This window comes from Pseudomonas sp. GW821-FHT07B01 (assembly GCF_059419065.1).
Map to the genome: position 1 here is coordinate 1 of NZ_JBWKRA010000042.1, position 12,473 is coordinate 12,473.

Sequence of the window (12,473 nt, forward strand, 5' to 3'; positions counted from 1 at the left end):
CGCTCATATTTCCAGACCGCCTCCCCACGCCTGACAACCCGTACAAAACCGTTGTCATGCTCGTAGGACGTTGGCTCGTCATCCCCCGGAAACAGCGCGACCAAGCGTCCGGCGTCGTCATACTGATAGGCCGTCACCGCGCCCATCGGGTCTTGCTCGACGGTCAGCCGGCCCTTGGCATCGTAGGATTTGTAATGCTGAGCGCCATCCGGATCGATGCGCTGCACCAAGCGCGCCCGGTCGTCATGGACATAGACTTCCTGGCTACCATCGGCGTTATGCACGGTGACGTGGCCGTCATCGCCCCAGGCATAACGTGTGTCCATCTGCGAGAAGCTCGCCCAATGCCGGACGCAACGCGCCGCCTTGCCAGACCGTTCCCACGCCCAGAAGAAACTCGCCCCACCGGCCAACTGCCGCTCAAGAATGACGTGCTGATCGTCGTACCGATAACGCTCGCTTTCCCCGACAGCATTGGTCGCGCAAACCAGTCGTCCGTCTTCGTCATAGGCGTAGGAAACAAGGTTCTGCTCGGTCTCCCACACGTAGGGCTCACGCCCTTTGGCGCGATGCACCTGATAGTCCACCGCGACGATGCGACCCAACTCATAACGCAGCAGCAACGAACGACCGGCGCCGTTATCCAGCCGCTCAATCAGCCCTGAACGATCCCGGCAAAGGCGCAGGCGGTTGTCATACGCATCGCTGATCGAGACCAGTACGCCATCGCGAAAGTGATAGAAACGCGACGCCTGGGCCAGCACCAGTTCGTCAGGAGCCGAACCCAAGTAGATCGCCGCTTCCGCCAGGCTATTGGTGATCGCCGGCCGAGAGTCGGTGGGCAAGGGCAGGGTAGTCGAGCGGTTCTCATGGTCAGTCCACACCACCAAATCGCCCGACACCACCAGCCGATGGGCCAGCCCATGACTCCAGCCAAACCCCAACCCACAATCAATGTCCACCGCACTGGTGCGGTACAGCCGCGTCCACTCAAACGGCAAGATCCCATCCAGCGCGCCGTCAGTAAGGGTGAGCAATTCTTCACCGTTAACCATCGACACCGGGCAGCCGTGGGCAACGGTCTTGTCTGCTGATGCCGCCGCATCTCCCTTTGGATTAGAAGCCACCGCCGGCACATCATCGACAGGCTCCTGACGAACCAACGTGGTGCGCTGGGTCTTGCCGCGCACCATCGGCACCGGGTTCGAAACCAGCGTATCGCCCGCCTTCAACGGCACAGCCGGCACCGCCTTGACCGGCGTCGCCGCACTGCTCAGCAACACCGGTTTGGCGACTTCGACATGGGTCTCCAGCCGAGGCCCCGCCACCTGCTTGGCCAGCAATTCCAACAACGCCCGTGCCCGCCCGGACTTGACGCCACTAAGCACCTGAGCGCCCAGGCGCAGCTGTACCCCAATGCCTCGCGTGGCCCAGATCAGCAACAGATTGATCAAGACTTCGCCGGTGATTTCACCCAGCAGTTCGTACATGTCGGGTGGCGGCAGCATGCGTACCCAGGCCACCAGCGCCGACAGGTAGATAAACAACAGCGGCTCATCACTGAGTACCAGCAACCCCTTGGCCAGCGTGTCTCTGCCCAGTTTGAGCAGCGCGTTCAGCTCGGTCTGGGACAGGTATTTCAGCAACGTTTCGCTGTTGGACTTGAGGTTCGCGAGCAGGTCGTACAGCTCGGTGATGTTGTCCCACAGGTTATAAAGCGCGTTGCCCAGCCCGGCAGCAAAGGCCATGCCCTGTAAGGCACTGCGCTTGTAAGCCGGCGCTTTGGCAAAGTCTGCCCATCGAGGCTTGAAATGCTCGGCCCATGCCGTGCGCAAATCCGCTTCCAGCCCGGCGATCACAGACTCATAGGACGCATACAGCGCCTGGACGTGAGCCTTGGAAACGTTGGGGTAAAAGGTGATTTCGTACTGTTGGTCGCGGCTACAGTCGCTGACTTCAAGAATGCCGCTGGGGCCAATGGTCCGATGCAGTGGCGCGCCTACCGGGCTGCCGTCCTGTGCAACGGCTTGCAGCCTCACGGGCGTGTTGCCGATAGGCACGAACTGCGTGCTTTCGAACAGATGCACCAGCGTCAGCCCACCCTGGGCTTTGCATTGAGCGACGGTGCGGCTGGGTTTGTCGGAAGAGATCGGCGCGACCAGTGCGACGTCCTCCCCAACCTTGAACACCTGCTCCACGCTAAGTGCCGAACCACTTAAAAAGCTGTCGGTCCACTTATCAAAGGTATTCAGGCAGGTGCGGAAGTCCGCGAATACGCGCTCAACCTTCGGCGCTTCGGGATCCATCGGCACCAGCATCAGGTTGGCCAGCACCGAGATCAAGAGACAGCCCCATTCATCAGGGCTCTAACGAACACCACCATCTGCAATCCCTCGCACTGTTTGATCAGGCGAGGGACTTTGCAGCGGTTGTCAGGTAAAAGAAGTCGGCGTTATTCGCGGGGATGGCGAGGAAGTTTCGTCTTAACTTCAGGTAAACCGAGGCTTGGTCGTAGGAGTCGGATTACAGCTGGAACAGTCTTACAACTTCAACTGCCCAATCGCCTTGCTCAACTCCCCGGCCAACGTCGCCAGTTCATTGCTGGTGGTGGCCGACGCCACGGTCTGATGCACGGTGTTTTCGGTCACATCGCGAATGCTCACCACGGCGCGGTTCATTTCTTCGGCGACATGGCTTTGTTGCTCGGCGGCCACGGCGATCTGGGTGTTGCTTTCGCGCATCTGTGCCACAGCACCGGTAATTTCAGCCAGCGCGATGCTGGCTTCCTGGGCCTGTTGTACGCAGTCATCTGCCTTGAATGAGCTTTCCTGCATGAAGTCCACCGCGTCGCGGGTGCCGGCTTGCAGCGCCGAGACCATGCGGGTGATTTCGTCGGTGGAGCTTTGCACGCGCTTGGCCAGGTTGCGCACTTCGTCGGCGACTACCGCGAAACCGCGGCCCATTTCCCCGGCGCGGGCGGCTTCGATGGCGGCGTTGAGGGCGAGCAGGTTGGTCTGTTCGGCGATGCTGTGGATCACACTGACCACGCCGTTGATTTTCTGGCTGTCTTCGGCCAGTTTCTGGATCATTTCGGCGGTCTGCTGTACCCCACTGGACAGCCCGGCGATCGAATGCTGTACCCGGGTGACCACTGCCTGGCCGCTGCCGGCGAGGGTATCGGCGGACTGCGACAAGTCACGGGTGGCGCCTGCGTGCTGGGCGATGTGGTAGACGGTGGCGGTCATTTCGTTGATGGCGGTGGCAGCCTGGTCGGTTTCGCTTTGCTGGCCCAGCATGCCGTGTTGCACCTCGTTCATGCTGCTGGCCAGGCGTGCGGCGCCGTCGTCCAGTTGCCGGGCGGTGCGTGCCACGGTATTGACCACGCGCTGGTAGCCGGCTTGCATGGCGTTGAAGGCGCTGGCCATCTGGCCGACTTCATCCTTGCAGGCCAACGGCACCCGCGCCGACAGGTCGCCGGTTTTTTCGACGTGCAGCATCACATCCTTGAGGGTGTTGAGTTGGCTGAGCAGGAAGCGGATCAACAACTGCGAGGCGCCGAGCATGGCCAGCATCAGCACTGCCACGGCAACGGCGTAATTGGCGAAGCGTTCACTGAACACCTGGCTCAGGCTCGGCGCGTAGGCGAAGACTGCGACCTGCTGGTCGTCGGCGCGGCTGATCACCTCGGCGCCGATCAGCGGGTTTTCACCGAACAACGGCATGGGGTTGAGTTCAGTCCAGCCGTTGGCAGTGCTCAGGGCGGGCAGTTCCTGGGGGATCTGGCCTTTGGAAAATGCGAGCCAGTGCTCACCAGTGGGCAAGGCTCTGTCGGCTGGCCAGGCGCTTAGCAAGCGTCCCTGAGCCTGGGCCGATGCCTGTGACGCCTGGCTACGCGCCTGTTGTTCAAGCTGTACCGCGTACAGCACCAGCAGCAGGGTGGTGATGAAGGCGACCGCGTTGACGGCCCAGAATTTGTATTTGAGCGAGATATTGCTAAGCCAGGCACCCATGGAAGGTTTTCTCTGATAGCGGAAACGGTATTGGCAAGGTGCCATTATTGTGCCGCTATTCAGAAAAGCGCTTTTGACATGGGTCAATGCGCCGCATCAGTCGATGGCAGGCAAGCCGAAAAAGCGGCGGGCGCAGGCGGTGCTGTGCAACGCCAGATCTTCCATCGTTTCGTTACGGTGCAGGGCCACTTCGCGCAGTACTTCGGGCAGGTATGCCGGCTCATTGCGACCATTCTTCGGCTTGGGGCGCAGGGTGCGTGGTAGCAGATAGGGCGCATCGCTTTCCAGCATCAGACGGCCTCGGGGAATATCCCTGACCAGTGAATGCAGGTGGGTGCCACGGCGTTCGTCGCAGATCCAACCCGTGATGCCAATGTGCAAATCCAGGTCCAGGTAGCTGAACAGTGCTGCCTGTTCGCCAGTGAAGCAGTGCACCACGGCGGCTGGCAGGTGGTCGCGGTAGTCCTTGAGGATCTCCAGCAGACGCTGGTTGGCATCGCGCTCATGGAGAAACACCGGCAGTTTCAGCTCGACGGCCAGGGCGAGGTGTTCTTCGAGGACTTTTTCCTGCTGGGGGCGAGGGGAGAAGTCCCGGTTGAAATCCAGCCCGCATTCACCCACGGCGCGCACTCGGCTGTCGCCCAGCAAGCTGCGCAGGCGTTGGGCGCTGTCGCTGTTCCAGTCGCTGGCAGAGTGAGGGTGAATGCCGGCAGTGCTGAACAGTCGCTGGCCGCTTTCGTCGAGTTTTACACACAGTTGCAGGGCCTGTTCGCTGCCCTCGACGCTGGTGCCGGTGAGTACCAATTGCTGCACGCCAGCGGCGTAAGCGCGTTCGAGAACGGCCGTGTGCCTCTCGTCGAAACTGGGGTTGGTCAGGTTGACGCCAATATCAATGAGTTGCATGGTGCTATCTCCGCCTGCGGCCGGAAAGCATATCAGAGCTGTAGATTGATAAGAAAAACCAAGAACTACAATGCGTTAACGCTGTCTTTGAACGTCGCAAGCGACATTGTGGGGGGCCGATTGCCTGCCACCGTGGCGCCGTTGCACGCCTTGCCAGCGCATAAAGCGCTCTGTTTCTGACCACCAGCACGTCGTTATTCGCGAAGGTGCTGGCCAGTTTTCTTTTCGGAGAGCGGATGATCCGACCCTCGGCGTTGCTTATGTTGTGCCTGACGTTGCTGCTGCCCATGGCGGCGGTCGCACGTCTGGATGGGCCGCTGCAAGTGGCCAAGCCCGGCAAGGTCCGCGACCTCGCGCAAATTCGCTCCAGCCGCACCCTGCGCGTATTGGTCAACCAGAGCCGCAACAGTTCCGGTGAAGTGCAGGGCCAGGCCATCGGTGTCGAATACCACCGGTTGCGTGCCTTCGAGCAGTACCTCAATGGCCATGCCCGTGATGGGCAGGCCATCAACCTCAAGATCATCCCCAAGGCCAAGGACCAGTTACTCGGCGCGCTGGCCCGTGGCGAGGGCGACCTGGTGGCGCCCGGTGAATTGCTGGACGTGAAGGGCGTGCACAAGGTCAGCGCCAGCGACCCGATTGTCAGCGATGTGCCGTTGTGGCTGGTGGGCGTCAAGGGTGAACGACGGTTTACCAAGCTGGAGCAACTGTCAGGTCGCACGCTGACGCTGACCACGGGCAGTGCGGCGGCGGATGCCATCAGTCAGGTCAATCAAAAACTGGCTCTGCACAAGCGCCCCCCCGTGAAAGTCGAATGGGTTGACCCCAGCCTGGCGGTGGAAGACGTCCTGGAGATGGTGCAGGCCGGGATTTTTCACCTGACGATCGTGGAAAAACCCATTGCCCAACGCTGGTCGAAAATTCTGCCCAAGTTGCGCTTTGACAAGCAGGTGGTGATCAGCGAGCCGGGCGACGAATTCTGGTTTGTACGCCAGGATGCCTCGATGCTGCGCGCCAGCATTGATCGGTTTCTCAAGACCTATCACACGCCTTCCGACCAGGATGTGGCATTCCAGCGTATCTATCGACGCCTCTACCAGGTCCGTAACCCGTTGGCGCGGGCTGACCGCCAGCGCCTGGAAAAACTGCGCCCGGTCCTGCAAAAACATGCGCGTGAGCAAGGTATGGACTGGCTGAACCTGGCGGCGTTGGCATTCAAGGAGTCTTCCCTGGACCCAGGCGCACGCAACAGCGGCGGCCCTACCGGGCTGATGCAGATTACTCCGTCGGCGGCCCAGCGGGTGGGGGTCAACAATATCGAGACGCTCGACAATAATGTGCAAGCGGGAGCACGTTACCTGGCGATGATCCGCCGCAAGTTTTTCGCCAGCCCCAAGCTCAATGAGCGCGAGCGCATGGCTTTCGTGCTAGCGGCGTACAATATGGGGCCGGAACGAGTGCAAGGCATGCGCACCGAAGCCAAGCGCCGCGGGCTTAACCCCAATCAGTGGTTCTTCCAGGTTGAACGCATTGCCATGGAGCAGGTAGGGATGGGCGGCGTCAGCTATGTTAATAGCGTCAACAAGTATTATTTGGCGTTCGATCGGGAGCGGGAGTCCCTGGAGCCGCCCGCGGCTAAAATTGCATCGCGTAAATAATCGATTTTTTAGATGTCAATTAGGCAATATATTGGCTTTTATCATTGCTTAAACTGATTAATATAGCGGCCAACCAACCCCTACCTGGAAAAGGATTTACCCCCATGAGCCCAATGATTACCCGTGTACTGTCCACTCGCGCCGGTTATGGCCTGACTATTCTGCGAATTTTCGTCGGCATCATCTTCGCTGCCCACGGTTCGCAAAAACTCTTCGGCTGGTTCGGCGGTGGTGGCCTGGCGGGCACCGCACAATGGATGGAAAGCATCGGCCTGGCGCCGGGCACGCTGATGGCGCTGCTGTCGGGCGGTACCGAGTTCTTCGCCGGCCTGGCCCTGATCATCGGTTTGCTGGTTCGCCCTGCCGCATTGGGTCTGACCTTCCTGACAGTGGTTGCGATTTTCTCTGTACACATCCACAACGGGCTGTTCATGGCCAACAACGGTTATGAGTTCGCACTGGCGTTGCTCGGCGGTGCGCTGGCGGTGTTGCTGGAAGGTGCGGGCAAATTGTCTGTCGACCGCGCGATCACTCACTGATCGTTTAGCAAGCTGCACAAAAAGGCCCGCTGATGCGGGCCTTTTCGTTGCCCGGGATTCTTGACACTGCCCCACAGGCTTCTCTAGGATGCTGCTCATGCGCCGATTTAAACAGCTAATTGCGGGGCGCCACTGGGTCTCAATGCAGCCCGACAGAAGTACGCTTGCTCACGCAGGGCGTTCCTCGAAATACCGCTAAAGCGCTGGTTCGGTGTTGCCTCTCACCTGCCCGCAGACTTTTGAGGCAGAGACACGACACGATGAATGCATTACGCCCCCTCATACGCCTGGCCCCGATCACCGCGGACCTGACTCAACGCAATCCGAAAATCCTCCTGGGCGGTAAGCACCAGCCGACACTGCTGCGTTATCTGGACGGCTGGCCACGCCGTTCCGGTCGACCTTCGGCGTTCCTGATCCAGTTTGTTGAAGACGGCGATTCCCTGTCCCGTTTTGCCAGCGATAGTTTCGACCTTGCAGTGATCCAGGCACCGAATGCCAGCAACGCCGTTGAGGTGATCCATCAACTGACACGCATTGCCCGCCAAGGCCTGATTACCCGTCGCTGAGCGAGTGGTGATAGGCCGCCAACGTAAATGTTCGACGCCGGCGCTGGTATAGGAAAAGTACCCAGGCAATCAGGCAAAGCAGCAGCGGTATTGTGGCGACCATCAGCCATTGCAGATATCGTTCGAAACGCAGCAGCGGGGCGTATGCCTGGGTCTTGAGCGCCTGCAACTCGATGGGCAATTGCAGGCGCTCTTTGTTGAGTGCCTGCAACTGGGTAGTGGTATCCACCGCTTGAGTCATGAGGCTGGTGTGGGGTGGGTTCAACCTGCGCCATGCTTGTTCTGTCTGCTCTAGTCGTCGCTCCATCGCAGTCGCACTTTTGCGATAAGCCTGTGCGGCTTCGTCGCGCATGTGTTCTAGCCTGTGCAGTGGTTGGCGCATCACACGGGATTGAATATTTCTGAGTGCCTCGGGCGCCGCCAGATTATCCAACGTGTTCAATACAAACTGCGCGTTGCCGTTGGGCAGGGCGTTGTTGAGCGTGTCCGCGAGCAAGTCGGTGTCGGCCACGACCACCATCTGGATCTGTTCTGCTCTCTGCAGCCCGGGCGGCTGGCCCTCCAGGCCGTCGGGAAACGCTGAATAAGCGGGCCCTTCAAGGCGGGCGGCGATGACATGGCGCTGTCCTGAAGTCGCTGATTCATCTATGAGTGAGTCGAACGTGGTAGCGGAAGCAAAGCGTTCTGCGTCCACCAATGCCGATTGGCGTGAGCTCAGCAGAAGCGGGGTCAACAGCGAGCGGCTTTTGGGGGCCAAGGAGAGCGCGCCGCTGCTCGATACGATGACCGAATGCAGTCCCCAGGTGCTGATATCCGTCCTGGTCACTGCCTGCCTTGGTAGATGTAGCCTGGCCGGGTGCAGTACCGCGGGCATTCCGGTGCCGGGCGTTGCTGATGAGGCATAAAGATTATCGACCAGCAACTTGTCCGCAGGCATCTGGATGCCCCATGCGGTCAGCAGCAAATCCAGCCTGGCGTTTGTCGATACGGCGTCGGCGCCTATCTCGCTCACCGGGTCGATGAACATCATCAGCTTGCCGCCTTTGAGTACCCATTGCTCAAGGGCATATAGGGCTCGACCAGATAGAGCGTGTGGCTGTACAACCATCAGTGTGTTCATGGAGGGCGGTACTTGGGTGATGTTCGCTGCCAATTCCACCACATTGAATTGCTCGCGCATCAACTCCAGTAACCCTCCGGCCGATTTGCCCAAGGGCAGTCCCGACAGTAGGCCAACAGTGGGGCGGTCAGGGTGCATCAACTTGTAGATCAGGTGGCTGATTTCATACTCGAGTAATGATTCATGCTCAGGATTGAACGCTTGGATGCGTTGGGCGCCCTGGCCGGCACGCGTACCGATAAGGCCAAGGAATCCTTGTGTGTCATCAAGGCCAAACAAGCTGGCTTTATAGGCGTCCTCAGAGAACGGGGTGGGGTTGATAATATGTAAGTTGATCATGCCGTTGGCAGCTTTTTCGAATTCCTTGAGCAAGTCTTCCACGCGCCGGCCATAACGTTTCAATACCGGTTTTTTTTGCGGTGCATTGAGGGTGTTGAAGAAATATAAGTCCAGTTGGCTTTCAAGTGAAACGAGTAATTGCCGCGCCGATGGCGATAGGGTGTGGGTGTTTTCTTGGGAAAAGTCCCAGCGGACAGTTGGCAGTTTGGGTACCCAAACTAAATTGAATGCCAGAAACAGTAGTGATATGACAATCAATGTCATACCCGCGCGAAAAGCGGATCCCATCAGTGGCGTTCCTATGTCAGCTGTTTCTGTAGTTGAGTGTGAGGGTGGTCGCAAACAGAAAAGCCAAGATCATGCTTATGAAGTACAGGCAGTCATGCAATGTCAACTTGCCGTTATCCATCGCACTGAAGCGGGAAATCGGATCAAGGGATATCAAACTGTCGATAATCCATATGGGGGTCTGCTGTTCCAGTGCATCCAACATTGAAGATATTCCACTGGCGGCCAGCAACAAGCACAGCGTCAATAGGGAAATCATAACGCGCTGGTTCGTCAGCACACAGGCAAAGCAACCCACAGAGAGATAGCTTCCCGCCAACAACCAACTGGCGAAGAACTGTGATGCGATAACGGTATTGTCGGGGGTGCCAAGATAATTGACAGCCATCACCCAAGGGAAATTAAGCATCAAAGCGATGCCACAGACGATCCATGCCGCCATAAACTTTCCAACCACTCGCTGCGTCGGAGTGACGGGTAAGGATTTCAATGTGTCGCAAAAGCCGGTATTGGATTCGTCTGACCATAACTGCGTCGATAAAATCGGTACCAGTAGCAGATAGAGCCATGGATGCAGTTCGAAGAAGGCCTGCAAATCGCTGCTGTTTTGCTCCAGCCAGTGATGGCTGTGCAACCCCAGCGTCGCACCCACCGCGAGAAAAACCGCCACACTCAGATAAGTGCTCGGTGACGAGGCATAGCTGGCGAGTTGTCGTTTGAAAATGATGGCGAGCAGTCTCAAGTATTTACCTCATGGCTCAGATGGTGAACGACATCGTTCAAGCGACCCGGCTCCAGGTTCATTGACGTTATGTTCCAGCCACGGTGGGTGATGAGCGCGTTGATTGACGGGAAGATGGAGTGCCCGGGCATGGCCAGAACAGTCACCTTGCCGGGGGCATGCCGGTCTTCTTCGATGCCAGCGACGCCAGGTAATACGGCAAGTGCCAGCAAATCCAGCGGGGTGTCCGCCGCCAGGGTCACCGCCTGGAAATGCCGGGAACTGCGTTGCAAATCCGGCAGTGAAGCGTCGGCCACCAGGCGGCCACCGGCGATGACCAGGGCACGGGTGCAGGTATCCGCAAACTCTTGATAACGGCGGGAGGCGATGATGATCGTCATTTCCTCGGTCAGGGATTGGATGAGTGCCCTGAACTTGAGCCGCTGATCAGGACATAGTCCCTCCGTAGGCTCATCCAGCAGAAGCAGGCTTGGGGAGTGCAGGAGTGCCTGGGCCATTGCGACTCTGCGCTTCAAGCCAAGTGGAAGCACATCGATCGGGCAGTCGAGCACGGGCAGCAGTTCCAGTCGCGTGACTATCTGCTCGACTCGACTGCGCTTTTCAACACCGCTCAAACCGCGAATAGCGGCAATAAAATTGAGCATATGCCTGACGGACATCCTGTGATGATTGAGGCCGTCCTGCAGTTGATAGCCAACGACTTTTTTGGCTTGGAATGAATGGGTCTGGGTATTGAAGCCTTGGATAGTGATTTGTCCTGAAGTAGGTTTAATTGCCCCGGCAATCAAACTCAGCAGTGTTGTTTTTCCTGCACCACTCTCTCCCAGCAGGGCCACACACTCCTGGCGCTGGGCGCAGAAGGAGAGGTTGGTGATGACGCTTTTTTTGCCCAGCTGTTTTGTCAAGTTGCTTATCTCGATCATATTTTTACCGAATAAGTTTTGCAGGGCGTGTGAGAGGTGCCGGCCGTATGGGAGAGAGCTTTAAAAAGGGTACGTTCAATAAAGTGGCTTGGGAACGCGAGACGTAACTAATAAGAAGAATCCTACGTTCGGCTCGATAATTCGCTGAAACAATTGTTTTGTTTGGAAGGCTTATTAAAGCTCGGATGTTTATCTGGTGTTTATATAAGGTTTTTACTTTTGTAATGAGGCCTGATTGCCATGATGCTTCTACGTACTCTTGTTCTTGAACGTAACGACGAAGACGCGCCCGTTAACGGCGCGTTGCTTTGTGGGTTCGCTGTCACGCAAACCGGGTCCAACTTTCTCGTGTATAGCCTGGATGAAGAGACCGAACCCGGTCACTCCCGGGTCTATATCGCGGTATTACGTAAGAAGCTCGAACGCTATTTTCTGGGGGGGGTTGATTCAAAGGAGGAACTGCAATCAGCGATGCAGGTCTTCAAGCAGATCCTGATGATGGCGGCCGCGCCAGGCTCGAAGGCAAGCTCGATTGGCGACGCTGAGGTTCCCTTTCATTTTATTGACTTGAAGGGCTGCCGGCTGCCGCCTGCCAGGCCCGAGGATCATCACTCGGTGATCATCAAGAAGGCATTGGTCATGAAGGTGATCACCTTGGGTATGTCTGCGCCGGCGTTGCCTGCGATCGAAAGCAGCGCAGTGATCGTGCCGTCCATTCGCTTTTCGTCGCAAATGGTTGCGCCGCCCCGAAATCCGCGCGCACCCACGGCTGCGCCGCAGCCTATGGATGAAGACACCTTTGAAGAGCCGGCGCAGTCGCTGGCCGCGATACCGCAGTTGCAGGTCAAGACCAGTGCGCCGCCTGTCCCGGATGAACAAAATGACAGTCAGTTTGAGCCAAACAACCTGCGGCTGCAGCCACCCGAGCCCGACCACTTGGACCCGCCTGCCCACCTGGAACATACCTCTTTGCTTGAAATGGACAGCGCGCTGAGCAATCTGGCCAAGGTCGCCCAAGAGTTGACGCAAAAAAAATGCGCCGTCCTCGAGAAAGAGCAGATGCTTGAACAGTGGCAGGCGTCCCTGCAACAGCAGCAGAGCCAACTGGATGAAAAAGGCCGTGAACTTGAGCAGCGCCATACCTATTTGCAGAAGCAGGGGTTGGAGGTCAGTCAGAAAGCCGAAAAACTGACAATGATGATGTTGCAGTTGTCCGGCATGCGCCAGCGCATGCAGGGCATGCTGCTTGAGTTGGATCAAGTCCTGGAGGGCCATGGGTGAGGTTACAGGGGGCGCCGGCCTAGATACTTTCCAGGGTTCATTTATCATCAGTCCTAGCCAGCCGCTGCCTGGGCATGATGCCCTGGCGTATCGGCATCATT

10 protein-coding genes are annotated in these 12,473 nt (G+C 58.1%); 4 read left to right on the forward strand and 6 right to left on the reverse strand.

Features of this window, described 5'->3' with window-relative positions; translation table 11 throughout:
* From AC07S6_RS26800 to AC07S6_RS26810, 3 genes are all read right to left on the reverse strand, one after another.
* The coding region (locus AC07S6_RS26800) for a DUF6531 domain-containing protein (RefSeq protein WP_495113385.1) at window positions 1-2,318 on the reverse strand (2,318 nt) is incomplete at its 3' end.
* A gap of 222 nt (window positions 2,319-2,540) precedes the next feature.
* Window positions 2,541-4,010, reverse strand: a complete 1,470-nt coding sequence (locus tag AC07S6_RS26805) for a methyl-accepting chemotaxis protein (RefSeq protein WP_495113373.1) — start codon at window positions 4,008-4,010, stop codon at window positions 2,541-2,543.
* A gap of 96 nt (window positions 4,011-4,106) precedes the next feature.
* Complete coding sequence (locus AC07S6_RS26810) at window positions 4,107-4,913, reverse strand: TatD family hydrolase (protein WP_495113374.1); 807 nt, start codon at window positions 4,911-4,913, stop codon at window positions 4,107-4,109.
* A 236-nt stretch (window positions 4,914-5,149) separates the two neighbouring features.
* Here AC07S6_RS26810 and AC07S6_RS26815 point away from each other — a divergent pair, with 236 nt between their 5' ends.
* The 3 genes from AC07S6_RS26815 to AC07S6_RS26825 all read left to right on the forward strand — a co-directional run bounded on the left by AC07S6_RS26815 (window position 5,150) and on the right by AC07S6_RS26825 (window position 7,679).
* On the forward strand, window positions 5,150-6,571 hold the full coding sequence (locus AC07S6_RS26815) for an MltF family protein (RefSeq protein ID WP_495113375.1): 1,422 nt from the start codon (window positions 5,150-5,152) through the stop codon (window positions 6,569-6,571).
* Window positions 6,572-6,675: 104 nt separating this feature from the next.
* Entirely contained in the window at window positions 6,676-7,110 is a 435-nt protein-coding gene (locus AC07S6_RS26820; RefSeq protein WP_495113376.1) for a DoxX family protein, read from the forward strand.
* Window positions 7,111-7,370: 260 nt separating this feature from the next.
* Window positions 7,371-7,679 (forward strand): class I SAM-dependent methyltransferase, encoded by a 309-nt coding sequence (locus tag AC07S6_RS26825; protein WP_197881607.1) that lies wholly within the window; start codon window positions 7,371-7,373, stop codon window positions 7,677-7,679.
* Here the strand turns inward: AC07S6_RS26825 and AC07S6_RS26830 are convergent.
* Genes AC07S6_RS26830 through AC07S6_RS26840 form a run of 3 tightly spaced genes read right to left on the reverse strand, consistent with a single transcriptional unit; the run spans window position 7,666 to window position 11,091 of the window.
* On the reverse strand, window positions 7,666-9,426 hold the full coding sequence (locus tag AC07S6_RS26830; RefSeq protein ID WP_495113377.1) for a Gldg family protein: 1,761 nt from the start codon (window positions 9,424-9,426) through the stop codon (window positions 7,666-7,668). The two genes, AC07S6_RS26825 and AC07S6_RS26830, sit on opposite strands and share 14 nt — an antisense overlap.
* A 16-nt stretch (window positions 9,427-9,442) precedes the next feature.
* On the reverse strand, window positions 9,443-10,168 hold the full coding sequence (locus AC07S6_RS26835; RefSeq protein ID WP_495113378.1) for an ABC transporter permease: 726 nt from the start codon (window positions 10,166-10,168) through the stop codon (window positions 9,443-9,445).
* Window positions 10,165-11,091, reverse strand: coding sequence for an ABC transporter ATP-binding protein (locus tag AC07S6_RS26840; RefSeq protein ID WP_197881613.1), 927 nt, complete (start codon window positions 11,089-11,091; stop codon window positions 10,165-10,167). Before AC07S6_RS26840 ends, AC07S6_RS26835 begins: the two co-directional genes overlap by 4 nt.
* A gap of 240 nt (window positions 11,092-11,331) precedes the next feature.
* On the opposite strand from AC07S6_RS26840, the gene AC07S6_RS26845 reads away from it, so the two are divergent.
* Window positions 11,332-12,372: a hypothetical protein gene (locus AC07S6_RS26845; RefSeq protein WP_197881614.1), complete on the forward strand. Its 1,041-nt coding sequence runs from the start codon at window positions 11,332-11,334 to the stop codon at window positions 12,370-12,372.
* Window positions 12,373-12,473: the final 101 nt, after the last annotated feature.

Coding starts and splice junctions, on each gene's coding strand:
- AC07S6_RS26825 (WP_197881607.1), top strand. CDS start 7,371: ATGAATGCATTACGCCCCCTCATACGCCTGGCCCCGATCACCGCGGAC.
- AC07S6_RS26845 (WP_197881614.1), top strand. CDS start 11,332: ATGATGCTTCTACGTACTCTTGTTCTTGAACGTAACGACGAAGACGCG.
- AC07S6_RS26815 (WP_495113375.1), top strand. CDS start 5,150: ATGATCCGACCCTCGGCGTTGCTTATGTTGTGCCTGACGTTGCTGCTG.
- AC07S6_RS26840 (WP_197881613.1), bottom strand. CDS start 11,091: ATGATCGAGATAAGCAACTTGACAAAACAGCTGGGCAAAAAAAGCGTC.
- AC07S6_RS26810 (WP_495113374.1), bottom strand. CDS start 4,913: ATGCAACTCATTGATATTGGCGTCAACCTGACCAACCCCAGTTTCGAC.
- AC07S6_RS26805 (WP_495113373.1), bottom strand. CDS start 4,010: ATGGGTGCCTGGCTTAGCAATATCTCGCTCAAATACAAATTCTGGGCC.
- AC07S6_RS26830 (WP_495113377.1), bottom strand. CDS start 9,426: ATGGGATCCGCTTTTCGCGCGGGTATGACATTGATTGTCATATCACTA.
- AC07S6_RS26820 (WP_495113376.1), top strand. CDS start 6,676: ATGAGCCCAATGATTACCCGTGTACTGTCCACTCGCGCCGGTTATGGC.